Origin of the sequence: Paenibacillus sp. cl141a (assembly GCF_900109305.1) — a bacterium.
GTDB lineage: Bacteria > Bacillota > Bacilli > Paenibacillales > Paenibacillaceae > Paenibacillus_AQ > Paenibacillus_AQ lautus_A.
Window position 1 is genome coordinate 30603 of the sequence record NZ_FNZO01000020.1, and the last position, 25932, is coordinate 56534.

The window sequence follows — 25932 nt, forward strand, 5'->3', positions numbered from 1 at the left end:
TATTATGACTAACAATCAAATCAACGTTTGAATATATAGAATAAAGAGCACTTATTGCTCCTATTTCAAGGAGGTTGATCTTATGAATGTCCGAACAATGAAAGAGGACGTGGCTCTGGAGCTGTGTGAAACGGAATGTCCTTCAACCGAGAGGGTTGCTTTGTTAAAAGAAACGGTTTCGGATGACGATATGCTCGGCATGGCCGAGATTTTCAAGGCGCTGGCCGACCCGACGCGGGTCAAGGTAGCCTATATGCTGGACCGCGGCGGCGAGTTATGCGTTTGCGACGTGGCTGAAGTTCTCGGAAGCTCCACCGCAACAGCCTCCCATCATTTACGCACGCTGAAGAACAAGAATATCGCCAAATCGCGCAAGGCGGGTAAGAATGTATACTATTCGCTAAAAGACGATCATATCCGGACTTTGCTTCATATGACGCTGGAGCACCAGAAGGAGAGGGTGTAGATGAGCACGGACAACCATCAGCAATCCAAAACATCTCCTGACGCAGATGGCAGCAAACTTGTTGAATACAAGGTCCAGGGCCTCTCGTGCCCGAACTGCACCCGTGAAATGCAGGAGGAGATCCAGAAGCTCGACCATGGAGGCGACGCCCGGCTGAGTTATAACAGCGGAAAGCTGACCCTTTCCCCCCAGGTGAACCTAAACCGGGTAGAAAACATATTGAAAAGTGATGGAGCCCGTATCGTTTACGCTCCCCAAACAGCCCATTCGGTTCCCGGCGCTGATGTTCAGCCCGCCTCTTCGTCGCACGCTCATGGTGCGTCAGAAGAACACGACCACGGACAAAGCCATGAACATGGACATAAACACAGTCATGGCAGCGAACGAAAAATGAAGTGGCTGCTGTCCATTTCGGCTGTGTTTTATCTGCTAACTTTTCTATTAGAAGGGAAAACCGCCGAGCCGGTCGTGATCGCATTCTATGCAGGTGCCATGTTATTGAGCGGGTATACGACGTTTTTGCGCGGACTGCGTAACCTGACCCGCTTCAAATTCAATATGGATACCCTGATGACCGTTGCGCTCGTAGGTGCCGTCATTATCGGGGAGTGGCGGGAAGCCACGCTCGTTGCCATTCTGTTCGGCCTCAATGAGCTGCTGGAAGGCTACGGCATGAACCGTGCCCGCCAATCCATGGAAGCGCTGCTGGCCGCAGCGCCGAAGGAAGCCGAGCTTTGGGTAGACGGCCAAACCAAACGCGTGCCGATCGAGAGCCTCTCTCCCGGAGACGTTGTCCGGGTAAGGCCTGGCGAGAAAATTCCTTCGGACGGAGCCATAACCCAGGGAACCGGCACAGTAAACGAAGCTGCCATAACCGGAGAATCGGTGCCTGTTACGAAACGGGAGGGCGACGCCGTCTTTGGCGGCAGCGTAAGCACCGACGGCGTGCTCTACATCGCCATATCGAAGGCCTATCAGGATTCATCCCTGGCCAAGATCATGCATCTTGTGCAGGAGGCGCAGGACAGCAAGACGCCGACGGAGCTATTCATCGATAAATTTGCTAAGTACTATACGCCTGCCATTATGATCATCGCGTTGGCGGTTGCGCTGATTCCTCCGTTGCTGCTGAATCAGCCCTGGATGACCTGGGTCTACCAGGGGCTGTCCATTCTCATTGTCGGGTGTCCTTGCTCGCTCGTGCTCTCTTCGCCGATAGCGCTCGTTAGCGGGATGACCCGCGCCGCACGCAACGGCATTCTAATCAAAGGCGGAGTCCATCTGGAGCAGCTCGGACGCCTGGAAGCCGTCGCTTTCGACAAGACGGGAACCCTGACCAAGGGCGAGCCGGCCGTCTACGCAGAAACCGTATATGATGAAGAGAAATTTTATTCCGTGGTAGGCGCACTGGAGCAATCCTCTCTCCATCCGTTGGCCAAAGCCGTCATGAAACATCTGGAGATCAAGCAGCCGCAATGCATGTTTAATGAACCTCAACAGATTACGGTGCTGCCGGGTGAAGGCATTCGGGCAGAAATCGGAGGAAAGCTGTTCTGGGTAGGCAGCGAAGAAGTGCTGAAGCATGTCAGCGGCTCTCAAGATCATATCCGTGCCGTTGAGGATGACATTCGACGAATGAAGGCCCAGGGGTACACGATTGTTGCCGCCGTAAGCGAGGAGCGCGTATTAGGTCAATTCGGTCTTGCCGATGAGATTAGGCCGGAGACCGCAGCCGTTGTCCGCAAGCTTCACGAGGCTGGAATCACGGAAACGGTGATGCTGACGGGCGACCATGAGCAGTCGGCGCAGGCGATCGCGAAACAATCCGGCGTATCGCGGGTGTTCGCAAGCCTGCTGCCGGAACAGAAGGTTGCCAAAATCAAGGAGCTTAGCTCCCGCAAAAAGACCGGCATGGTCGGCGATGGCATTAACGACGCCCCTGCATTGGCCGCTGCCGATCTGGGCATCGCAATGGGAAAAGGAACGGACAGCGCCATCGAAACCGCCGACATCGTATTGATGCAGGATCACCTTGGTAAGCTGCCCGGAGCCATCAAGACGGCAAGACGAGTCAACCGGATTATTAAATGGAACATCGGACTTTCCTTGTCGCTGAAGGCCATCGCTCTGCTGCTAACGATTCCGGGCTGGCTGACCCTATGGATCGCGATCATATCGGACATGGGGGCCACCATTATCGTTACCCTGCTGGGTCTCACCATTCTGCTTGGCAAGGATCAGGAGCTGCAATCAGGACATTGATATAAACCGGAGCTGCGTCCCTTTCTGGGCAGCTCCGGTTTTTTAGGTTCGCATGCACCTTCTCCCCTCAGCTTTGCTTCATCGCATATATCATTTTTTACATGATTTTTCTCGATTTGATGAAACATTTCCCATTAATTAGTCGTTTATATAGGCGGGAGTGAAAACCAGAAGGAGGAAAGACATGAAATCCGTACAAATCATCAAACTAGCAGGTACCGCATCCATAGCATTGTCTTTAATGCTTACATCCTCATCGCTCATCACCATTCCTGCCCATGCGGCAGCAGCCTCCACATCGCAGAGCAAGGCAGCCTGGAGTACGCTGGATGTCAAGCATAAACCTTATACGAGCAAAGGCGTCGTGTTCGTTCCATTGAAGGAAGTTTCCGAACAACTGCAGCTGCAACTGACGATCCCTGGAAAGAACGAGCTGTACATTAACAGCCCGACCCAGTCTGTACGCATTATTATTGGAAATTCGCGCGCCGTCAATGCCACGGGTACCGCTCTGAAGCTCGAGGCGGCTCCGGTTGTGAAGAAAGGCGTGACTTATGTTCCCGCCAGCCTGATTACCAAAGGCTTTGGCATTCCGCTGAAGTACGACAGCAAATCCGGACTTCGAACCACCTTTGACTCCTGGTCCCGATATGCTTATGCCTCCAAGGCCAACATGCTGTTCTGGGTAAATCGCGAGACCGGTATGCTGTCCATGGGGAAAGCCGGAACGACGCCAACGAATGTCGGCATTCTCCCGATCGAGGATATCGATCAAGTCGGCTTGAACGCCCATCGCATCAACAGCAATACCTATGTCGTCGACTTGTCCAATTATTACGGGGAACCCCATATCCATGAAGGAAGATATCGTGTGCTCATTCAGGACATGAAAATTCTGAAGCTTTCCAAAACGAATCACACCAATTTTGCCGGGATTAACTACCATCCGGACCAACTCCGCTACAAAGGCAATATTGCCATGATGAATGGCAGCACGCTGGAGCTGGTTCATCCGATGGGCAAAACGGTAAAAACCTACGATCTGGCCGCCCTCACCGGTGTTGACGATCATTTTATTGTGGAAGCGATCGAACGGGACTTCCTGCTCGTCCGTCCCTATACGAAGGCAACCCTGTATATCGTTGAACCGACAGGCAAGTCCGCAGAACTTATCTATCCCGAACTTTTGGACGAGGAGAGTATCAAAGCTATTGAAGAGATGCCGCCAAACGAAGTGGGTTTCATCGGAGACGGCCTTACGTATGACGGATATGCCGGCGGCAAGCTGAAGCTTCAATACGAAAATCCGTTTCTTGATATAAAGAAAAAGCTGACCTACGCCCTTCCATTCTAACCGTATCAATCACAAAAAAAGACCGGCGGATTCATTCAAGAATCCTACCGGTCTTTCCTTATGTCCGCATCTAGAAAATAGCTTATTTATGGTATCACTCCGCTGTTTGAAGAGCTTCTTTAAACTCCTCCGGCGAGGCATTCCACCATTCCTCGTTACGGGAGATCAGAAGTTCGCGCAGCGCTTTCTTCTCCACGTCGCCAAGCCCATCCAGAATAATCTTGCGCTTCATCGCCGCATCCATTTTATTTACATGATCGGCGAGGATTTTCCAGCCGCGCCGGGCTTCATGGTCGATCCACATTTCGCACGCGGTCATGCCTGCATAATGCTGTCCTTCCGCGGTACGGTCTACAGCTACCCACACGATCCACACCTGGCGTCCGTTGGGCACTTCATCCCGGTTCATGCTGAAACGGATGCCCTTCTCCACCTTGCTCTTTGCATGCATGGCTCCAATATCCACTCGCGCCTCGCCATTGTCGATGATGACAGGCGACAAACTGTTCAGATCGATGGAGCCGGATCCAAACCCTTTATGCTTACTCTTGCTATTAATAATGTTCAACGCAATGGGTTTCTTCGCACCCTGCTTCTGATCTTCGTTCTCCACTGCTGCCGACCTCCTATATCAGAGCCGATTCTCACGTATCAGCCGCTAAATTGATAACCATGTCCCAATAATTTTATTTTAACTAATAATCCCCCAAAAGCAAACATATACATGCACTAGATGCTTGTCAACGGGAGGTTGTTCAATATGGTCCCACCACGTGCCAAAGTCTTTCTATCATCCCTGCTTGCCCTTGGTTTGCTTGCAGGATCGATGCCGATATTTCTGAATCCAGGGTCCTCAGCGTCTGTCCTTGCCCCAAATGCGGGCAAGCCCTCTGCCTCTGCCGTGGAGAAGGCCCCGCTCTCACCGCCTAAGGTGCAGCCTAATACTCCCGCTCCGGCCTTAAGCGATCGGCTGGTGGAATATCACATGGATGTTCGGTACGAGCCTGAGGAGAACAAGCTTAAGGGCAAGCAGACACTCACTTGGACTCATCCAGGCAAAAAAAGCGTAAATGAGCTGTACTTTCATCTGTACCCCAATGCCTTTGCTTCCGATGAAACGACCTTTATGAAGGAATCGGGCGGCAGGCTTCGTTCCGACCCCATGCCGGACGACGGGTACGGCTCCATGACCATTACCAATGTGAAAACGACGGAAGGACTGGCCCTGACCCATCGCCTTCAATTCGTCCAACCCGATGACGGGAACATCAAGGACCACAGCCTAGTCAAACTAAGATTGCCCAAGCCCATCAAGGGCGGGGAGAGCATCACCATTCACATGGAATTTGAAGTCGAGCTTCCCAAAATATTCGCGCGTATGGGCACCACCGATAATTTTATTATGGCTGGCCAATGGTTTCCTAAGGTATCGGTCTATGAACCGACCGGACTTCGCGGAAGAGCCGAGGAAGGATGGAATCTTCATCAATACCACGGCAACTCCGAGTTCTATTCCAACTTCGGCATTTACAGCGTTCGCATCCGGGTGCCCGAGAATTACATTGTCGCCGCGACAGGATTCCCGACTAAGCCTGCCCAAAAGTCGAACGGGGAAAAAATTTATCAATTCTATGCCGATGATGTGCATGATTTTGCCTGGTCGGCCTCGCCCAACTTTGTCACGGCCGAGGAGGCCTTTTCGGCACCGGGCGTGCCGGGCGTCCGCATCAAGCTGTATCTCGATCCGGCCCATAAAGACCTGAGGGACCGTTACTTTGATGCCGCCAAGTCGGCACTGGCTTCGTTTGGTAAATGGTACGGAACCTATCCTTATTCCACGTTGTCCATCGTCGTCCCGCCGGAGTCGGGCAACGGTGCAGGCGGCATGGAATATCCGACGCTGGTCACGGCCTTCGGTGCCAAGAACGATTCGCCGGGTTATGAGCTCGAACGGACCGTCATTCACGAGATCGCCCACCAATATTTTTACGGAATGATCGCAAGCAACGAATTTGAGGAAGCGTGGCTGGACGAGGCCTTTGCAACCTATGCAGAAGAAAGAGTGATGGAGAAGGAATACGGCATTACCTCCAACACCGCTGCTCAAGGAGCATCGATTACCTCCCCTGCCCCGCTGAAGATGGAGTCCTGGAAATACAGCTCACACGAGAACTACGCGCTGAATGTTTACACGAGAGGCAAGCTGGTGCTGCAAGGCATTGAACGGCAGGTCGGTCCGCAGATGATGGGGAAAATCATGCATACCTATGCCCAGAAATACCGGTTCAAGCACCCAACCACGTCTGATTTTCAGAAAGTCGTCGAGCAAGTAAGCAAAACCTCCTGGCAATCGTATTTTGACCAATATGTATATGGAAGCCAAATGGCCGACGTCGCCATCGATGTAATCAAAACCAAAAATAAAGGCACGTCAGACCATCCGCTCTATGAATCCACGGTCAAGATTACGAGCAAGGACGGAGATATAACCGATGTGCCTATCGTGTTCGCCTTTGAGGACGGCAAAACGGTGGAGCGAACCTGGAGCGGCAAGGACGGAAAAGTTACGTACACCTTGGAGTACAGCACCCCGCTCGCCTGGGCCATGGTTGATCCGAAATACTCCATCGTTTTGGAGAATAGACACATCAATAACTATATGAAGGCAGGAATGGATCCGAAGGTGGTCACACGCTGGAATCTCAGTATTACCAAGCTTGTGGAGACGTTGTTCGGCAGCCTGTCATGGTGAGGGGGGAGCACATGAAAAGTTATGCAGGCCAAGGGTGGATCAGTGTTAAAGACCAATTATACGTCTCCATTCTGCTGTTCTTGTACCGCATGCTGTGGGGATATTGCCTGTACCGGCTTGTAAAATCGGCAGTCGTCCCCCTGTTGATGCGGTATCCGGATTCTGCCCCTAACGAGCTTAGTCGCCTGTTATTCTTCTACGAGGGCGAGATGAGTCTATCGTTAAGCGGCACCGTCCATACCTATGGTTGGCTTCTGGCCGCTCTGCTCCTGATCCGGATGGTATGTACCCCGCTCATTCGGGCAGGCATCTTCTATAACCTCCACCAGGAGGCCAAGGGCGAGCGCGGATTATTCTTCTTCACCGGCATGCAGAAGCTGTGGAAGCCCGTTACGGTATTCTATCTGATCGAACTTGTTCTTACCTTTGTGCCCGGATACTGGATTCTGCCCAAAATCCTTCCGATCCTGCTGAACGGGATCCATGAGCCGGTTCTGCTGCTTCATGCGCTGCCTCATGCAGCCGGCTGGTTTCTGTACGCCTATCTGATTCGCCTGTTATTGCTCTATATGCAATTCGGCCGTACGGACAATTCCGGCATGATCAGCTCCGTTCTTGCGCTCTTCCGCCGACTGGGCACGGCCGTGCTGTTATCCCTTACCGTTGGCGGATCAGCCTGCGTCATTCTTTTGCTCCTGAGTTCGGCATCGCTCCTCTGGGCGGGATTGATCGGCTTGATTATTCAGCAAGCCTCTTATTTTCTAAATGGGCTTTTCCAAATTTGGGTAATTTCCGCCCAATACCATTTGTGGCGGGATTCTTCCTCGCAGCATGCCTAATCGTTACATTTCGTTACCATCCTATGATGAACAAGCTCGTAAATATGCTGTAATCGGAAGCGACACATTTCTCTCTCGGACTTGATTTTACAAAGAATAGAAACTCTTTTTTCCTCAATATTACATTTTCCGATGGCCAAATTACAAAAAAACCTGATCCCGCTTGACGGGGACAGGTTTTTTTGTATAAAAATGAGCTTTCCTCATTTGCCAAATTGTTAATACTCTGCTAAAATAACGAATATGTTAGTAACAACTTTGTCATCTTTACTGTAACTTTTTGCTGGAACTATGTAATTTCGTTAAGCATGTTGGAACGTCAGACATCAATGAATGGGTTCATCAACATTTTAAGGAGCCGAATTCCCATGATTGGGAAGCGGGGGATCCGTTTTGGGTGAATTGATCTCGCAAGAGAGGGATCATAGGGGACCTTCAACCGAACCCTTAAGCTAACCTCGCAGGCAATGGAAGGAGCTTTTTGTTTTGAAAAAGAAGTTAACGGCCGTTTCTCTAGGCCTGGCCCTCGCACTCACATTAGGGACCGGAAGCGCTTTCGCCGATTCCAAATTAAATACTGCAATCAAACCAGCCATTGGTGTCTCTTATAAAACAGGTGGAACCACAACGAATGGTTTTGACTGCTCCGGATTCACCAGCTATATCTACAAGAAACTTGGTCTAAGCCTGCCGCGCACGTCTGCAGCTCAATACAAAGTCGGTACGGCCGTAGCCAAGAGCAAGCTGAAAGCTGGCGATCTCGTGTTCTTCAACACATCCGGCAGAGGTGTATCTCATGTGGGTATTTATGTTGGGGGCGGCAAATTCGCTCATTCCTCATCCTCGCGCGGTGTCATTATCAGTCCGCTGAGCCAGAGCTATTACGCCAATCGATACGTAGGTGCTAAGCGAGTCATGAGTCAGTCTACGTACAACTCTGTAGCCGTGAACTACAATTAATTATTGGAACTTCATCGATTTATCCTTTACAAGAAGCCCTGGGCGTATGAGATTGTGCCGATCTCATCCAGCGGCTTTTTCTTTTGTCTGCTCTGTGTATACCTTTATAACGTTTGGGACAACGAAAAAGTTCCCACTTTTCGAGAAAAAAAGAAAATTATTATGCAAATTCACATCGCTTCCTCATGTCGTTGCATCTTCTACCCTTTATATACCCTCCTCTCCCTTCATTAAACACCATAATGGAAAAATATTGATTTTATTTTCAGCGTCGGCAGCCGATGCGATTAATTAAATAGCAAAACTCAACAGGAGTAATTCCCACCCTTGCTTGCTGTCTGATAGAATGGACGCAGTAACAAGTTTGTCATTAAATAAGTGGGGCGTGGTCATCCACCGCTTGCTGAGGACTACTACGAGCAGCGATACGTAGGTGCCGAGCGCATCATGAGCAATGTTCAGTATGAAAAGTCGACCGGAGAATCCTGCCCAAGCTTCGATGTCTTATCCTCCTCCTGCCCATACATATCCGTTTGCCTGTCAAAGGAAACCTACTTCTCTTGGACGGGCTTTTTGATGCGGCTAGAATGTTCGAGGAATGGGGTATAATTTAATTTGTAATTACTACGACAGGGGGACTTTGCCAATGGATGCAGCACCGATTTCATTTCACACGGTGGTCATGCGTGAAGAGCATGCGAAAGAAATATGCGCCTGGACCTATCCTCCTCCCTATAACATTTACGGTTTTCTTCCCTGGGAGCAGATGAAAGGGCTTGAGATCGAGTTTGGGGATCCGGTCATCCGCCGGGAACAGTACATTTCGATTTTGGATGAACGGAAGACGCTATGGGGATTTGCCCAGCTATTTCCGATGCATGAGGTTACGCGGATCGGGCTCGGCATGCGGCCTGATTGGTGCGGGCGGGGAATGGGTAAACGGTTTATGCAGACGATTGTCCGGGAAGCGAGGCAGAGGCGGCCTGCCAATGAGATCGACCTGGAGGTAATGACCTGGAATGAACGCGCGATCCGCGCGTACGAAAAGGCGGGCTTTCATATTACCGATACGTATGAGCGCCTTACACCGACGGGAAACGCCCTTTTCTACTGCATGGTGTATGAGCCTCCGACAAATGAGGAATAGTAATCTTTGTCTATATGAAAAGGCACAATTTTGTGTACTTTTTATGAAGGTGCGCGGTATAGTTGCTTTTTTTGTCACAACTGGCTATGCTGTCTATGGATGTTGGTTTATAATGGAGACAAGTGCAAAAGTGCAGTATACATAGAAGGGACGATATGACGATGCAAAAATGGATCATGAGCGGATTGTTCTTCGTCGCATGTGCGTTGGCTATTGCGCTGATGTTTACGCTCCCAGGCAAGGAACAGGTAGCTCAGGAAGAGAAGCCGACTATGCCGGAAGTGACTCTGGATGCTGCCGCAGCGGAAGCCACACTGAAAGCAAGCTGCATCAGCTGTCATGGTGACCAACTTCAAGGCGGCGCTGGACCGGCTTTGAATCAAGTAGGCGGACACATGGATGCGGACGCGATCTTCAACGTTGTAACCAAAGGCCGTAAGGGCATGCCTTCCTTTAAGGATCAACTTAAGCCTGAAGAAATCGCAAACATCGCGCTGTACCTTGCTGAGAAAAAATAAATCAGCTTATACGCAAAACACGCTTGAACCTGGAGAACCTCCCGGCGCAAGCGTGTTTTTACATATTGGGGAGCTATGACCGGATGGACCCGTCTCCCGTCTATTGTCCCGACTTGCCGTCCTTGGAACGGCTTTTCTCATAGGTCTCGTTAAACTGCTGCGCTTCCTTAATATCCACAGCCGTAATGCCGCCGTCGTCCCAGGAAGTGAGACGCAGCGTAACGACTTTATAATCTATGGTGATGTAGGGGTGATGTCCGAAAGCTTCCGAAATAGCTGCCACTTCATCAACAAAAGCGATTCCCTTCATGAAGGAGGAGAAGGTATACTTTCTGACGATCCATCTCCCTTGTTCAAATTCCCAACCCTCAAGCTTTTCCAGATGAGCCTCTACTTCTTGCTGCGTATAAAGCATCTTTTATCTTCCTCCCCGAAAAAAAACCTATCGTAAAGCCGACTGACACGAGTATGGGCTTCTGTCATCTATTCTATTCTGCCCTGTATCCGTTGATAACTGGAGTGATTACACAAGAGCCACAAAGGCCAACTCTTCTTCACCGATCAAAATATGTATTCGATGGTTATTCTGGTCATGCATGACCACACCGCTGCCGACGCTAATCACCGGCTCCGTACCCAGCGCATAGAACAAATCCTCTGCCAACGCCTCATGAACCTCATTCCGCTCGGCATCGGCCAGATTGCCCCAATCCTCCGCTTCCATTTCAAAGAAAACGTAGCTGTCGGAAATTCGCCCGACGGCTTCGGTCAATTCCGCGAGGATTTCGCCGTAATCCCTTCCGTGCTTCACACCCATCTCAATCACTCCTTTCCTTACCGTACTAAGCTTCGTTTCCCTTCCTTCCATTATACCGGAAATTACAACTAAAAAAAAAAGCCCGACCTGACGATAAATAGGATAACGCCCCACAAAAGGGGCCCGGTTCTCCATGAGAGCCGTTCTGACGAATGGATTCGTTATTTTATTTCTCACGGATGAGGTGTGGTATGGAAATTTCAACAATTATAGGCTTAATCATCGGTATCGTCGCGGTACTGGTGGGCATGATTCTTAAAGGTGCCTCCCTTCTCGCTTTGTATAACCCGGCAGCCTATCTAATCATTCTTGGCGGTACGGCAGCAACTTTATTCATCGGATTTCCGTTATCCGAGCTGAAAAAGATTCCGAAGCTGGTCAAAATGACCTTCGTGAAACAGAATCTGATGGACAAGACGGACATGATCAAGCTGTTCATGGAATGGGCTTCGATTACGCGCCGTGAAGGTCTGCTGGCTCTGGAAACCAAAGTCGATGAGATCGATGACAGCTTCCTGCGTAACGGAATGCGCATGATTATCGACGGCAACGATCAGGAATTCGTACGCGATGTATTGATGGAAGATATCAACGCCACGGAAGAACGCCATCGTTCCGGCTCGCTGATCTTCTCCCAGGCCGGCATGTATGCACCTTCCCTCGGGGTACTCGGAGCCGTTATCGGTTTGATCGCTGCACTATCCCATATGGAAGACATGGGCGAGCTTGCCCATGCCATCGGGGCTGCGTTTATCGCTACCCTGCTCGGTATCTTCACCGGTTATGTTATCTGTCACCCGATAGCGAACAAACTCAAGCGCTTATCCAAGCGCGAGGTTGAAATCCGCCTGATGATGGTAGAAGGCCTGCTCTCCATTCAATCCGGTGTATCCACCATTGCAATCAATCAGAAGCTCTCCGTGTTCCTGACCCCATCCGAACGCGCTGAGCTCAGCGAGAGGGAGGCTGGTGCTAGTGAGCAAAAAGACTAGACACGAGCCGCACGAGGAGCATGCCGACGAATCCTGGCTTCTTCCGTACGCAGACCTGCTGACATTGCTTCTGGCCCTGTTCCTGGTCTTGTATGCCATGAGCGCGACGGATGCACGCAAATTTCAAGAAATGAGCGAAGCCTTCAGCGTCGCTCTCACCGGCGGAACCGGCGTGCTGGATTACAGCAAGACCGAGCCCAGCGATACCCCGCCGAATATTAACGATCATAAAGCGACAACCCCTTCCGTTCCAGCAACAACGCCAGACCAACGTCGTGCCGAGTTGATGCGTCAGGAGCAAGAGGACCTGGAGAAGCTGAAGAAACAGCTCGATAATTATATTAAAAATAACGGTTTAACCTCAGAGCTCAGCACCAAGTTAAACCACTCCCAGCTTGTCATTACGATCCGGGATAATGCCCTGTTCCCGTCCGGCGAAGCCGTGGTGAAGCCGGAGGCCCGTAAACTGGCCAAGGCCATATCGCAAATGCTTCACAAATTCCCGGATTATGAGATCATTGTTTCCGGTCATACGGATAATGTGCCGATTTCCAACAGCAAATATCCGTCCAACTGGGATTTAAGCTCGGATCGGGCATTGCAGTTCATGAAAATTCTGCTCACCAACTCGGAACTGGATCCTAAACGGTTCATGCCGATCGGTTATGGGGAATACCATCCGATCGCCGATAACAACACCGCTGTTGGACGAGCGAAGAACCGTAGGGTTGAGGTATCCATTATACGTAAATACCAGGATAGCGCAACGTTTACCAGCGTTAATGAATAGCCGGTAAAGGAACGGTCTAACCGACTATAACACACCCTGAACAACCGATGCATCTGGCCTCCAGATCCCATCGGTTGTTTTATTTTTACACAAGGGATTCACAAACCCGGTACACTATAATTGCTACTCAAGCTTATAGTTCAGCAGCCGGCCAAGCTCTTCCTTCTCTTTGTCATTGAGATCGCGCCATGAGCCGATACGTTGGCTGCCAAGTCGGATATTCATAATCCGGATTCGCTGCAGCTTTCGAACCTCATAACCAAAAGCGCTGCACATTCTGCGAATTTGCCGATTTTTCCCCTCCATCAGAATGATTCGAAATACGCGTTCGGACATTCGCGTGACCTCACAGGGAAGCGTCATCTCCCCCAAAATTTTGACGCCGCCGGCCATTCCGCGAAGGAAGGATTCCGTTACCGGACGGTCCACCGTCACAATATATTCTTTCTCATGTTTTCCTTCGGAGCGAAGGATCTTATTGACGATATCTCCGTCATTCGTTAACAAGATCAGTCCTTCGGAGTCCTTATCCAATCGTCCAATGGGAAAAATCCGTTCGTTATGGCCTACGAAGTCTACAATATTGCCCTTAATATGCAACTCGGTGGTGCTCGTAATCCCGACCGGCTTATTAAGAGCAATATATACATGCTTCTTCTTGTCCTGAAGCGGCTTTCCCTGGATCCGCACATCGTCGCCTTCCTCGGCCTGGCTGCCCAAGACCGCAACCACCCCGTTAATGGTGACCTTCCCGCTCTCCACCAGCTTGTCCGCTTCACGACGCGAGCAATATCCCGTTTCGCTGATAAATTTATTGATTCTCAAAGATGCCATCCCCTTATCTGTAACTACTTCATGTTTAGCCTTCGATTGTTTTCTGCGGTACCGCAGGCAGGACAATACTTACTCTCGTGCCTACGCCAACTTCACTCTCGATTTCCATCGTCCCCCGGTGGCCCTGGATAATGCGCTGGCTTACCATCAACCCGAGGCCTGTGCCCGTTTCCTTATTCGTAATAAACGGTTCGCCAAGATGCGGCATCATGTCTTCCGGAATGCCTTGACCTTCATCCCGAATATCGATCTGTATCTGTTCGACCTGCGGGCGTGTAAGCCTGATCCATATATTCCCGCCTTCCGGCATGGCTTCAATGGCATTCTTGAGCAGATTTATGAACACCTGCTTGAGCTGGTTCTCTTCGCAATGCACAAAGGTCGGTTCTTCAATAAAATCCAATTTGAACTCGATGCCGTACAGATGCGCCTGGCTGTCGAGGAAAGAGATGACATCCCCCATAATGATGCCCACGTCCCTCTCCTGGAAATTAATCGCCTGAGGCTTGGCTAATATCAGAAATTCACTGACGATCAGATTGATTCGATCCAGCTCGGACAGCATCAGGTCGATATGATCGGGATTCGCTTGGTGAGTCTGCTGTTGAAGCTGCAAAAATCCTCGGAGGGTCGTAAGCGGATTCCGGATTTCATGCGCAACCCCGGCAGCCAGCTGCCCCACGGTATTGAGCTTCTCCGAACGCCGCAGCAACTCCTCGATCCGATTGCGTTCCGTCACATCGCGGGATACGCTAATCATGGAGGTAACCTCGCCGTTCTCGTCCCGCACAAGCGAGGTGCTGATGCTCACTTCAATCGTGCTTCCATCCTTGCGCAGACGGACCGTCTCCACCGGCGGAAGCCGCTCACCAGCCCGCAAACGACGGATGCGTTTCTTCTCCTCTTCCTCTTTGGCCGGAGGCACAAGCGCAAGCTTCCGCCCGACCACTTCGTGCGCTTTCCAGCCATATAATTGCTCAAACGCTTTATTCACGCTGATCACGCGTTCATAGGTGTCGGTTGTATGAATGGCATCGGCCGTCTGATTGATAACGGATTCTAAATACTCTTTAACGGACTGGTTCTCATCGACCATCTGCTTCAATTGGCTCGTGTAGGTACCTAGATTACGTGTCATGGCATTGATGCGGCCTGCAAGCTGCCCCAGCTCGTCCCGGCTGCTAACCTCGAGTCTACGATCGAAGTGACCATCCGATACATCGTTTACGGTGCCCAGGATGGCCTGAATCGGCTTCGTAAAATAACCCGCTACAATGTAACTGCCAAAAATCACGATTTCGAGCAAAACCAGTGAAATAGCCACCAGACTGATCATCTGCTCCCTCATCACGGAAGAGATGGCTTCATAATCCATGACGACACTGATCACGCTGGTCGGTTTATTTTCGGACAGGATGGGAATGAAGCTTTTTAACACCTTCTTATTATTGATGGTGCTGACAAACACCACATTGTCGCTGGTAGAAACGGCCCTCTGCACAGCTTCCGTATCTTGATCCAGGCTCCCATACCTGTAGGTGCCGAACGTGATCGGTCGATTGCGGAGCTTGTGGTGAACATCGTCCGTTCCATCCTCTCTCATATATTCATTGCCAAACGTTTCGGGGTTGATGCCCGTCACTTCCAATATCCGCGGATTCGATTTCAATGTCTCTTCCACCACGGTGTTCGGACTTGTGATCTTCACAAAATCCTTGATATTCGAATTCCGGATGTAGGGATCGATAATATAATTCCGCTTGCCATCATAATAGTATCCCCATTTATCAATGAACTCCGGATTGGATGTGGAGAACTCGAACGGTCCGGACCAGAAATGCTCGGCACGCTGCCCCTCCGTAACGGACACGACTTTGCCATGCTGGAACAATTCCAGAAATGCGGTATGCCAATACCCCCAGTTTTTTGTGGAAAGGCCGATTTCGTCTTGGGAGGAGGAACGGGCAACAACGATATCATCGTTGGTTCGGACCAGCAGCGAAATGTGGGTCACACCGATCTCTTTACTTAATTCGGCCAATTGCTGATTGGTTATATTGTTAATATCGGGATCTAAGGCCTTTGCCGCATTAACCGCGGCGACCTTCAGCATATCCCCGAAAATGTTATCCACATACGCAGAGCTAAAGCCGGTTTGCTGAACCGTAATGGCGATCTGCGTGGCGGCCATTACCATTTTGGTTTCACTATCCTGCTGCAGGTTTTCCTGGGTCGTGTAATAATTCAGCGTAATGTTAAGCAGAAGGATAAATAATACCGATATGGACATGATCATCGATAATTTCGTCTTAATCGACAAGTGGCATCTTCACCTTTCTGCTGTCACATCGACGACTTGTGAATATATACCCTCATGATACCTTGATCACGATCGTTTGAAAAGACAAGCTGTACTGCGGCTGCCGGGTTTTTTCCGCAATCGCATTGCTATTGAAATAGGGAATCCTTACAATATAAGAGGCTAATCCCGATAATAAAACGAGTATCCACAAATTGCGCACAAATACACAACTTATCTGGGGATAATGTGCATAACTTTGTGAATAAAATTTTACTTATCCACAATTCTGTCCACATCATGTTAACAAACGAATAAATGTTCGTTGAACATTGGGTATAAATACAGGGTTTTGGCAAGCAGCGAAAGGAGACTTTAGATTGATATCAAATTCAATAGACCCACTGGCTGTGGATAACGACAATCATGAACGCTGGATGCGAGAAGCCATCGCGGAAGCTCGGAAGGCCGAAGAGCTCGGTGAAGTTCCTATTGGCGCTGTCATCGTACGGGGCGATGAAATTATTGGCCGTGGATATAATCTGCGTGAAACGACTTACGATGGGACGGCTCATGCCGAGATGGTAGCGATCCGGGAGGCCAGTCGGCATCTTGGTGCCTGGCGGCTGCTTGACTGTCGATTATACGTAACGCTGGAGCCTTGTCCCATGTGTGCAGGCGCGATCGTCCAATCCCGGGTTCCGCAGCTCATCTACGGCACGGGCGATCCTAAGGCAGGCTGTGCGGGCACACTGATGAATCTGCTTCAAGAGCCGCGCTTTAATCACCGGACGCACGTGGTGGATGGCGTGCTGCAGGAAGAATGCGCATCGTTGCTGACTCAGTTCTTTCGGCGTTTGCGCGGGAAAATATGATTCTTATGTACCGAAATCGGAATGAACACAGAAAACCCGGCCGTCATGGCCGGGTTTTCTTGTCTACGATGAATAAAATTAGTAAGTGCTCATTTGGCTCATGGATTCCTCAAATTGCTCCATCGTGATGACATCAGCGTCTTTTGGAATACCGATTTTGAACTCTTGTTTCGCGTTGATGTTGTTGTATTGGGTGCTACCCTTCACAGCCAACTTCACGTTCTCATTCGTTTCTGGATCATTGAAGTCAACGTTCAGCACAACATCTTGGTACGCAGGGAAATCTTTTTTATCGATAGCTGTGTTGATATTGAATGTGTTGATCTTCAGGTATTTCTGCATTTCTTCCAAGCCCGCTTTGAATTCGTCTTGGTTGACGTTGGATACTTCAGCTTTGGCAGCATCGATGTCTTCTTGGGTCAGACCCAGCAGTTCGCGGTACTCGTCTTTAGCTGCAATATCAACAACCTTAGGTGCAACCTTGTTTACCATAATATCCAATGCTTCATTCAGGTTATCATTGGTTACAAAGAATTGTACCACTTGTTTAGCGTCAACACCTTCTGGAAGGCCGGCATCTTTAACATTGATCTCTTTGAAGTATTTCGCTTGGTCATATTCGCTCAGCAAAGCTTCAAGGATTTCGTTAACGAATTTTTGGGACTTCTCGGTATCCAGAGTTTCTGGGTTAAATGTTTCGCCGGATTGCTCAGCAAGCTCTTTCATGTCCATAACGAGGAACTTGCCAACAACGTCTTCCGGGAACGGCAGCATAGGAATGCTTGGCACTTTAACGTAGATTTTCTCTTTCGTCATCACCATATCAATGTTGAAGGACATCGCCATGTCACCCTTCAAATTGATGCCCATGTTCATCTCGGTTTGCATTGGCTCAGCCTGGTAGATTCCGTCCAGTGTAACCTCCGCATTCTTCAGCATCGTCATCGCCTGTGTTACGCTTGGATCGCCTTCAACTGCAGGTATGTTAACTTGAAGGTCTTCAATGACAAATTTACTCTTCATTTCGTAGGATGTCATCTTCATCGCGTTCGTAGCAGCATTGGTCATTGCCGCCTTAGGCTCTTCTTTTTTCGCGCAGCCGGAAAGCACAACTGTCACCGTAAGCAACAGTGTCAGCATGATAGCTGCAAACTTCTTGTTCATTAAAATTTCTCTCCCCTCTAACAGTCAAAAAAATAACAGACCTTCTAATCATAAACCATTTAGCCAAAATGAGAAACACTTTCTGGAATATTTACTGAAATTTTATTCCCTTTCTTTTTCCATCCATCTTAATTTCAAACTTCTTAACATGCGAATAAGGTGGGGCCCCAAAATATTACACTTGAACACTAATACGGAAGTTGGATGCAAAAGGTTTCAAATCGAAAAAAAGAACCTCCTGTCGAATGACAGAAGGTTCTCTCGATTCTTGCTTTTTGGCGCCTCGTATTTTGCTCCTAAAGGCTGTTAGCCCTCCGGATTAAAATGGCCATCCTGCTTGCGGATCTTCGCTCTGTGCGAACCTGACAGCGGCTCCTGGCCGCCTCGGTCATGGTCCTTTCGCTGCCTCGGTTGTTCCTGTGCTTCAGGCACCGGGATCGACTTTGGTTTACTCATCTGATAGCCCTCCATTTCATGGATCACAGCGATTGTTCTACGCAATCGGCCTTGATGCTCCGGCCTAAAAGGAGCATCACAGCTCTCATATTCATTCATGGAACTTAGTGATGCGTGATTTGCTGCAGCGTTTGAGCGCACTCATGAATATGACGCGTATAATCGCCCACCATGCCCTGTATGTTCTCATTGCGCTCATCCGTCGTCGCGCCATCACGCTCTACATCGATCAGAGCGACCTTCACTTCCCGGGAATCCACATAGGTGCATTGAAAATCAAACGAATACTCCTGACGACCTGCTGCGCCAATGTGAATGCGGATGGCGTTCGGATCTCCTTCGTCTGCTGCCACTTCTGCACGATCCCCCGGTTTGAGTATGGTCGGCAGCCTTTCCTGCCAAGCATTGACCAGCGTCGACTGATCGACATTCAGTTCTGAGTTCATGTTCACACCTCCCCTTCTCTATAAATTGCGATAACAGGCGCTGTTTTATACAGCAGTTCCCCCAAGTATAAAGTGCTATAGATCCGAAGCTTCCATGCATTTGTCTGGCAAACAAAGCATAAAGACAAGACCACAAAAAAACCGTTCCCCTAAGGAAACGGCTTGCGTTTGTATATGTATGGCGGAGAGGATGGGATTCGAACCCATGTGGAGTTGCCCCCTAACGGTTTTCAAGACCGCCCCGTTATGACCGCTTCGGTACCTCTCCATGTGGAAATGATCACTGCAAATGAATCACGTGCAAAAATCATTATACCACAAGTCAACCTATGTTATCAACCTATTTCTTAGGTTCGATGATGCTAACATTCCCCATGTAAGGGCGAAGCACTTCCGGAATGACAACGGAGCCGTCGGCCTGTTGATAATTCTCCAGAATGGCCGCAACCGTACGTCCTACCGCGAGCCCGGAACCATTCAAGGTGTGAACAAACTCCGGCTTGCTCTTCGGCTCCGGACGGAAGCGAATATTGGCACGGCGTGCCTGGAAATCTCCAATATTCGAGCAGGAAGAGATTTCACGGTATACGCCGCTCTCCGGAAGCCATACTTCCAGATCATAGGTCTTCATGGAGCCGAAGCCCATATCCCCGGTACATAGCGTCATGACGCGATAAGGGAGATTCAGCAGCTGCAGCACACGCTCCGCATCCGCCGTCATTTTCTCGAGCTCATCAAACGATGTTTCCGGATGTACAATCTTCACCATCTCGACCTTATTGAACTGATGCTGACGAATAAGTCCCCGGGTGTCGCGTCCTGCCGCACCGGCTTCCGAACGGAAACAGGAGCTGTATGCGACGTAATATTTAGGCAGATCCTCGCTATTTAGGATTTCTTCACGATGGTAGTTCGTTACAGGAACCTCAGCCGTTGGGATCAGGTAATAGTCGGTATCGCTGATTTTGAATAAATCCTCTTCGAATTTAGGCAGTTGACCCGTTCCGTACAAGCTGTCCCGGTTGACAATATATGGAGGCAGCATTTCCTCATAGCCGTGTTTGTCGCTGTGCAGATCCATCATAAAACTGATTAAGGCACGCTCAAGCCGCGCACCCAGACCTTTGTAGAACGTAAACCGGGAACCCGTAACCTTCGCGCCTGCTTCAAAGTCCAAAATACCCAGGTTCTGGGCAATCTCCCAGTGAGCCTTAGGTTCGAAATCGAAAGCTTTTGGCTCCGCCCAGCGGCGAATTTCCACGTTCTCCTCCTCCGAGGCGCCGACAGGCACACTTTCGTGGGGAATATTCGGAATCGCCAAAGTAAGCTCGGATATACTGGCTTCCAGCTCACGAACTTCCTCATCCATTGCTTTAATCTGGTCTGACACTTGGCGCATCTCCAGAATCAGTTCATCTGCATTTTCGCGATTTTTCTTCAGCTTGGCTACTTCAGCCGACACGGTGTTGCGGCGATTCTTCAAACTTTCGCTTTCCTGCAGCAATTCCCGGCGCCGGGCGTCAAGCTTAGGAAAATCCGCAATCAAATCGAGCGATTTGCCTCGATTCTTCAGCGCTTCTTCAACACGACTGTACTCGCTGCGCAATATTTTTACGTCTAACACGGGAAACCCTCCTAAAGTAAAACATCCATCAAGTATATCGAAGCAGCTGCCCTACCTGTTGATAAAAAGCCTTGGGACAAGGCTGCATTATACGTTATTACATACGATACATCTTATTGCATTTCAGCGAAAAAGACAACTTGACTCTCACATACTGCCAAAGAGTCAAGATGTCTTCTACTGAAACTATTACGTTACGCCTGTGGCGTCGTCGCCCTGGAGCGAACCATCTCCACAAAATATTGATGGAGCCGGTAATCGTCTGTCAGCTCCGGATGATAGGAAGCTGCAAGCAGATGCTCTTGTCTGGCTGTGACGATCTCATCCTTATACGTGGACAGAACCTCAACGCCCGGTCCCACTTCCAGAATAAGCGGAGCGCGGATGAAGACGGCTCGCACCGTTTCATCGATGCCCTTCACCGGCAAATCGGTCTCGAAACTTTCACGCTGACGTCCGAATGCGTTCCGCGCCACCGTGATGTCCATCAGCTTCAAATGCGCTTCTTCGTCGCCTTGAATTCGCTCGGCCAGCACGATCAGTCCGGCGCAGGTTCCGAATATCGGTTTGCCTTGGGCTGAAAACTGACGAATCGCATCCATAAAATCATACTTGCGCATCAGCTTGCCAATCGTCGTGCTCTCACCGCCAGGGATAATCAAGCCGTCAATGCCGTCCAGCTGCTCGACCTTCTTGATCGGCACCCCTTCGGCGCCAGCAAGCGTAATGCTTCGAATATGCTCTGCAACGGCACCCTGAAGTGCCAGTACGCCGACCTTCATGTTACCCCTTCTCTCTTACCAGCCGCGATCCTGCATGCGCTCAGCCGGACTAAGCTTGGATATCTCGATGCCTTTCATTGGAGCACCCAGGTTCTTGGATACTTCAGCAATCAATTTATAATCATCATAATGCGTTGTCGCTTCAACGATCGCACGAGCAAATTTCTCAGGGTTATCGGATTTGAAAATACCGGATCCTACAAAAACGCCGTCAGCGCCCAGATGCATCATCAATGCGGCATCCGCAGGGGTTGCCACGCCACCGGCGGCAAAGTTAACGACAGGCAGCTTGCCGGTCTCATGAACGCCTTTCAGGAGGTCATAGGAAACACCGAGGTTTTTGGCTTCGGCATACAGTTCGTCCTTCGACATGTTGCGAACCTTGCGAATTTGGCTGTTGATCAAACGCATATGGCGAACAGCTTCCACGATATTGCCCGTTCCCGGCTCGCCCTTCGTACGGATCATGGATGCGCCCTCGCCGATGCGACGCAGCGCCTCGCCGATATCTTTCGCGCCGCATACGAACGGTACGGTGAAATCCCATTTGTCGATGTGGAACACTTCATCCGCAGGCGTCAGCACTTCACTCTCATCGAGGTAATCCACGCCGAGAGATTCAAGCACTTTCGCTTCAACGTAATGACCGATACGAGCTTTGGCCATAACTGGAATGGATACCACCTTCATGACTTCCTCAACGATGGTTGGGTCAGCCATACGTGCTACTCCCCCAGCAGCGCGAATATCGGAAGGAACGCGCTCCAGCGCCATAACTGCCGTAGCACCGGCAGCTTCAGCGATTTTCGCTTGTTCCGCATTCATGACGTCCATAATGACGCCGCCTTTTTGCATTTCCGCCATACCTCTTTTTACAGTAGATGTTCCTGTTTCCATGTCCCCTAGCCTCCCGATTATATGTTGTATCTCATCGCCATTTAGAGCATTCACTGGCGATATGGTCTGTACCCGTATGGTGCATACCTGCAATGAATCTAACTTGATATTTTACCGCATCAAAATCAAATATACAACCCATTTACTCGGAATTTATCGGCTGCTTAGAAAAGATTTTTGATGGAATCAAACAAATCCGCGAAAAAGTCACCGATCGCGCGGAGGAACAGCTTGAACCAGCCAGCTTTCTCTACCTCGTCTGCCGTGATGAGATTCACCGTTTCGGTCTGGGTTTCCTTCATGCCTTCGATTTTGTATGAGTAGGTTGCCGTGCCCACCTTTGTATCCTTAGCGACAGGCGCTGTCACGCTGGAAGAATCCAGTTTGGCTTCGAAGGTAATGTTCTTTCCGCTAGAACCTTTAGGCACAACAAATGTGAGGGCTTTATCGGTCACCAGCCCAGCTTCCTTACCTTTGCCCTTCTTCACTTCGACGGTTTCAAATCCTTGCACGGTTGCTCCGGCTGCTTGGACTTCCTTCACTTCGAAGTTGTCAAAGCCGTAATCCAGGACTTTTTTGGTTTCCTTAAAGCGAGCCCCTTCGGATTTCGTTCCCATAACCACGCTGATCAAACGCATGCCGTCACGCTCAGCGGTACCGGCAAAGCAATAACCCGCCGCTTTGGTATGACCGGTTTTCAAACCGTCCAAACCTTCGTAAGCATAGGCCTTGAAGTTCGTAATGCTTTTGTTGGCCTCCAGCATCCAGTTGTAGTTGATGATCGGACTCGTATCGCGCGGCCGGAATTTATGCGATTGAATGGCCGTAAACCTCGCAAAGTCAGGATGATCCTCAACGATATACTTGGCAAGTAATGCAGTATCCATTGCCGACATTACAGTTTCTTTATCTTCTGCAGGACGGTATTTCTCAGGCATATCTGCACGGCTAAGGCCTGTGGAATTAATGAAGAAAGCGGTCTTCAATCCCATCTTTTTCGCCGTATCGTTCATCATGGTAACAAACTCTGCTTCGGAACCAGCGACATGTTCAGCCAATGCTACCGTTGCATCATTCGCCGAGCCGACAGCCATGGCTATGTAGAGCTCTTCCACTGTATGTTGGTCGCCTTCAGCTAAAAATATCCGTGAGCCCACGGTTTTTTCAGCATTTTCCCCTACCGTGACTACGTCATCCCATGCTAACTCGCCTTGTTTTACCTTCTCTGCCACGATGTATTCCGTCATCATCTTCGTCATGCTCGCAGGCGGCAATGCTTCATCCGCATTTATGGATAACAGCACCTGGCCCGTAGATGGCTCGATCATGACGGCAGAGCTCACTTCCAAGCCCAACTGATCGACCGAGGGCACTTTGTCCGGCTTCGCATTATTCGTCGCAGCCTTGTCCGTTGCCGCTTTGTCTTCCGTAGCTTTGGTTGTATCCGCTGTAGCGAGCATATTAGGTGCAGCGAACGAAACCGCAGGCGCAGCAGAGAAACATAGTATATTAAACAGCATCAAGGATGCCAGCGTTCTTTGAATTCGTTGTCGCTTATTCTTCTTTATAGACTTGTCTATCAATGGAATTACTCCCCTCTAATTCTCAATAAGTCATTAACTTGTTCTATTCTATCATAGGGGGGGTATCAAAAAAAGACAAGCTAGATGAAATTCATCCAGCTTGTCCAGGAAATAAATGACATATACTGTATATCCTTATTCTTTTCCGTGAATTACAAGGAATAGTTAGGCGCTTCTTTGGTGATTTGAATATCATGCGGATGGCTCTCGCGGAGACCAGCCCCGGAAATGCGGATAAATTGGGTATCATTCCGCAGCTCCTCCAGGTTTTGCGTTCCGCAATACCCCATGCCGGAACGCAATCCACCGATCAGCTGATGGATGGTATCTGCCAATGGCCCTTTATAAGCTACACGGCCCTCGATACCTTCCGGTACCAATTTCTTGTCGTCATCTTGGAAATAACGGTCTTTACTGCCTTGTTTCATGGCAGCAAGGGAACCCATGCCCCGATAAGCCTTAAAACGGCGTCCTTGGTAGATCTCGGCTTCGCCCGGGCTTTCTTCCGTCCCTGCGAACATGCTCCCCAGCATAACGGCACTGGCGCCGGCTGCGATGGCTTTTGTAATTTCCCCGGAGTATTTGATACCGCCATCTGCGATAATCGGCACGCCGTACTCTTTAGCAACCGTTGCGCAGTCATAAATAGCTGTGATTTGCGGTACGCCAATCCCGGCAATCACGCGGGTCGTACAGATGGATCCAGGACCGATTCCCACTTTAACGACGGATGCACCGGCTTCGATAAGCTCTCGCGTACCTTCGCCTGTAGCTACATTGCCCGCGATAATGGTCAGATCCGGATACAATTCGCGCAGTTTGCGTACGGAATCAATAATATTGATGTGATGCCCGTGAGCGGAGTCAACGGTTATGACGTCTACACCGGCTTTCACAAGCGCTTCTGCTCTTTCGAAGGTATCTTTGGAGATTCCGATCGCTGCACCTACAAGCAGGCGGCCCTGAGCGTCCTTCGCTGCTCTAGGGAACTGAATCGCTTTCTCAATGTCTTTAATCGTGATAAGTCCTTTAAGAACATTATCCTCGTCCACCAAAGGCAGCTTCTCGATTTTATGCTTCTGCAGAATCATTTCAGCATCCTGAAGGGTCGTTCCAACCGGAGCGGTAACCAGGTTCTCACTGGTCATTACTTCGCTGATAACCGTATTGTAATCATGAACAAAACGAAGATCACGATTCGTCAAAATCCCGATCAGCTTATTGTTCTCATCCACGATCGGAACCCCGGAAATCCGGAATTTGCCCATGAGTTTCTCAGCGTCGGATACAAGATGATCGGCATGAAGCGAGAATGGATTGGTGATGACTCCGCTTTCCGAGCGCTTCACCCGATCTACTTCTTCCGCCTGTTGTTCAACCGTCATATTTTTATGAATAATGCCGATTCCGCCTTCTCTAGCAATGGCAATTGCCAAAGGAGCTTCCGTAACGGTGTCCATACCTGCACTGATGAGCGGGATGTTCAATTTCACGTGCTCGCTCAATTTGGTGCTAACATCCACTTCTTTTGGAAGTACCTCGGATTTTCTAGGAACCAACAATACATCGTCAAAAGTGAAGCCTTCCTTGCTAAACTTATCTTCCCACACCTGGGTTATTCCTCCTTTTTGTCGTCTTCCTGCGGACTACAACTACTGTCAGAGCTGGACCGGACGGCATTTTCAAGTATTTTCAGAAATATATTATTGCCATCTTAGCAAAGGGCCCATAGGCTGTCAAGGATTGAATTGGCCCTTTCCCTGAAGTTCGCAAGTATCCATCCAGCGCGTTGTCCTGTCTCTTTGGAGTGGACAAATGGATGGATTTCTACTATTAAATGGAGACTTATCCACGTATACGATTGACCTGCCATATTGCATCCTTTTAGGCATTATCACGCATGACTGTCGTTTAGTATCACCCAAGCCGGCCCGGGATAGTCCAGAAATCAGAAATCCACGTCACGGCATATAGGAAAAGACCGCTATCGATTACTCGATAACGGCCTTTATGGTTGTTCGCTTGGCGACGTCCTACTCTCCCGGGACCCTTCGGTCCAAGTACCATCGGCGCTG

At 49.7% G+C, this 25932-nt stretch carries 24 protein-coding genes, 1 tRNA gene and 1 riboswitch; of the genes, 11 read left to right on the top strand and 14 right to left on the bottom strand.

The annotated features are described in order from the left end of the window. Positions 1–82 precede the first annotated feature (82 nt). The 3 genes from BMX45_RS30230 to BMX45_RS30240 all read left to right on the top strand — a co-directional run bounded on the left by BMX45_RS30230 (position 83) and on the right by BMX45_RS30240 (position 4082). Entirely contained in the window at positions 83–466 is a 384-nt protein-coding gene (locus BMX45_RS30230; RefSeq protein WP_090914391.1) for an ArsR/SmtB family transcription factor, read from the top strand. Further along, entirely contained in the window at positions 467–2728 is a 2262-nt protein-coding gene (locus BMX45_RS30235) for a heavy metal translocating P-type ATPase (RefSeq protein WP_090914393.1), read from the top strand. A gap of 184 nt (positions 2729–2912) precedes the next feature. After that, complete coding sequence (locus BMX45_RS30240; protein ID WP_090914395.1) at positions 2913–4082, top strand: copper amine oxidase N-terminal domain-containing protein; 1170 nt, start codon at positions 2913–2915, stop codon at positions 4080–4082. Positions 4083–4176: 94 nt separating this feature from the next. Here the strand turns inward: BMX45_RS30240 and BMX45_RS30245 are convergent, their stop codons facing one another. Beyond that, entirely contained in the window at positions 4177–4695 is a 519-nt protein-coding gene (locus tag BMX45_RS30245; RefSeq protein ID WP_090914399.1) for a YwhD family protein, read from the bottom strand. A 147-nt stretch (positions 4696–4842) separates the two neighbouring features. On the opposite strand from BMX45_RS30245, the gene BMX45_RS30250 reads away from it, so the two are divergent. The 5 genes from BMX45_RS30250 to BMX45_RS30270 all read left to right on the top strand — a co-directional run bounded on the left by BMX45_RS30250 (position 4843) and on the right by BMX45_RS30270 (position 10298). Continuing rightward, complete coding sequence (locus BMX45_RS30250) at positions 4843–6834, top strand: M1 family metallopeptidase (protein WP_090914401.1); 1992 nt, start codon at positions 4843–4845, stop codon at positions 6832–6834. An 11-nt stretch (positions 6835–6845) separates the two neighbouring features. Then, the gene (locus tag BMX45_RS30255; RefSeq protein WP_090914403.1) at positions 6846–7673 is read left to right on the top strand and encodes a hypothetical protein; all 828 of its coding nucleotides are present in this window, start codon (positions 6846–6848) and stop codon (positions 7671–7673) included. 346 nt (positions 7674–8019) lie between these two features. Next, positions 8020–8155: riboswitch (cyclic di-AMP (ydaO/yuaA leader) on the top strand. 4 nt (positions 8156–8159) lie between these two features. After that, positions 8160–8633 (top strand): C40 family peptidase, encoded by a 474-nt coding sequence (locus BMX45_RS30260; RefSeq protein ID WP_090914406.1) that lies wholly within the window; start codon positions 8160–8162, stop codon positions 8631–8633. A 646-nt stretch (positions 8634–9279) separates the two neighbouring features. Next, positions 9280–9780 carry a GNAT family N-acetyltransferase gene (locus BMX45_RS30265; protein WP_090914408.1) on the top strand — a complete coding sequence of 167 codons (501 nt, stop codon included), beginning with the start codon at positions 9280–9282 and terminating at the stop codon, positions 9778–9780. Positions 9781–9941: 161 nt separating this feature from the next. Beyond that, the gene (locus BMX45_RS30270) at positions 9942–10298 is read left to right on the top strand and encodes a c-type cytochrome (RefSeq protein ID WP_006207476.1); all 357 of its coding nucleotides are present in this window, start codon (positions 9942–9944) and stop codon (positions 10296–10298) included. Between the two features lie 100 nt (positions 10299–10398). Here the strand turns inward: BMX45_RS30270 and BMX45_RS30275 are convergent, their stop codons facing one another. Together BMX45_RS30275 and BMX45_RS30280 are read right to left on the bottom strand one after the other, a co-directional pair. Then, a complete protein-coding gene (locus tag BMX45_RS30275; protein WP_090914410.1) occupies positions 10399–10713 on the bottom strand; it encodes a 4a-hydroxytetrahydrobiopterin dehydratase in 315 nt (104 codons plus the stop codon). 108 nt (positions 10714–10821) lie between these two features. Then, on the bottom strand, positions 10822–11115 hold the full coding sequence (locus tag BMX45_RS30280; RefSeq protein WP_090914412.1) for a hypothetical protein: 294 nt from the start codon (positions 11113–11115) through the stop codon (positions 10822–10824). Positions 11116–11306: 191 nt separating this feature from the next. On the opposite strand from BMX45_RS30280, the gene motA reads away from it, so the two are divergent. Next, positions 11307–12107: a flagellar motor stator protein MotA gene (gene motA, locus BMX45_RS30285; protein WP_009595558.1), complete on the top strand. Its 801-nt coding sequence runs from the start codon at positions 11307–11309 to the stop codon at positions 12105–12107. After that, on the top strand, positions 12091–12897 hold the full coding sequence (motB, locus tag BMX45_RS30290; RefSeq protein WP_009595545.1) for a flagellar motor protein MotB: 807 nt from the start codon (positions 12091–12093) through the stop codon (positions 12895–12897). Before motA ends, motB begins: the two co-directional genes overlap by 17 nt. 123 nt (positions 12898–13020) lie before the next feature. On the opposite strand, the gene rluF is transcribed toward motB, so the two are convergent. Further along, on the bottom strand, positions 13021–13722 hold the full coding sequence (gene rluF / locus BMX45_RS30295) for a 23S rRNA pseudouridine(2604) synthase RluF (RefSeq protein ID WP_090914415.1): 702 nt from the start codon (positions 13720–13722) through the stop codon (positions 13021–13023). A gap of 34 nt (positions 13723–13756) precedes the next feature. Continuing rightward, complete coding sequence (locus BMX45_RS30300) at positions 13757–16051, bottom strand: ATP-binding protein (protein ID WP_090914417.1); 2295 nt, start codon at positions 16049–16051, stop codon at positions 13757–13759. A 359-nt stretch (positions 16052–16410) separates the two neighbouring features. Here BMX45_RS30300 and tadA point away from each other — a divergent pair, with 359 nt between their 5' ends. After that, a complete protein-coding gene (tadA, locus tag BMX45_RS30305; RefSeq protein ID WP_090914420.1) occupies positions 16411–16905 on the top strand; it encodes a tRNA adenosine(34) deaminase TadA in 495 nt (164 codons plus the stop codon). A 78-nt stretch (positions 16906–16983) separates the two neighbouring features. Here the strand turns inward: tadA and BMX45_RS30310 are convergent, their stop codons facing one another. The 9 genes from BMX45_RS30310 to guaB form a co-directional block, all read right to left on the bottom strand. After that, positions 16984–18069: a hypothetical protein gene (locus BMX45_RS30310; RefSeq protein ID WP_090914422.1), complete on the bottom strand. Its 1086-nt coding sequence runs from the start codon at positions 18067–18069 to the stop codon at positions 16984–16986. 306 nt (positions 18070–18375) lie between these two features. Continuing rightward, positions 18376–18525: a hypothetical protein gene (locus BMX45_RS30315; RefSeq protein ID WP_012818342.1), complete on the bottom strand. Its 150-nt coding sequence runs from the start codon at positions 18523–18525 to the stop codon at positions 18376–18378. A 104-nt stretch (positions 18526–18629) separates the two neighbouring features. Next, positions 18630–18971: a hypothetical protein gene (locus BMX45_RS30320; RefSeq protein WP_009595528.1), complete on the bottom strand. Its 342-nt coding sequence runs from the start codon at positions 18969–18971 to the stop codon at positions 18630–18632. 179 nt (positions 18972–19150) lie between these two features. After that, positions 19151–19239: transfer RNA gene (locus BMX45_RS30325), tRNA-Ser, on the bottom strand. A 72-nt stretch (positions 19240–19311) separates the two neighbouring features. After that, positions 19312–20595: a serine--tRNA ligase gene (serS, locus tag BMX45_RS30330; RefSeq protein ID WP_090914424.1), complete on the bottom strand. Its 1284-nt coding sequence runs from the start codon at positions 20593–20595 to the stop codon at positions 19312–19314. 194 nt (positions 20596–20789) lie between these two features. Continuing rightward, on the bottom strand, positions 20790–21377 hold the full coding sequence (gene pdxT, locus BMX45_RS30335) for a pyridoxal 5'-phosphate synthase glutaminase subunit PdxT (RefSeq protein WP_090914426.1): 588 nt from the start codon (positions 21375–21377) through the stop codon (positions 20790–20792). Between the two features lie 15 nt (positions 21378–21392). Further along, positions 21393–22274 carry a pyridoxal 5'-phosphate synthase lyase subunit PdxS gene (gene pdxS, locus BMX45_RS30340; protein ID WP_009595550.1) on the bottom strand — a complete coding sequence of 294 codons (882 nt, stop codon included), beginning with the start codon at positions 22272–22274 and terminating at the stop codon, positions 21393–21395. Between the two features lie 164 nt (positions 22275–22438). Beyond that, a complete protein-coding gene (locus tag BMX45_RS30345; protein ID WP_090914428.1) occupies positions 22439–23857 on the bottom strand; it encodes a D-alanyl-D-alanine carboxypeptidase family protein in 1419 nt (472 codons plus the stop codon). Between the two features lie 152 nt (positions 23858–24009). After that, entirely contained in the window at positions 24010–25467 is a 1458-nt protein-coding gene (gene guaB / locus BMX45_RS30350; protein WP_090914430.1) for an IMP dehydrogenase, read from the bottom strand. Positions 25468–25932 lie beyond the last annotated feature (465 nt).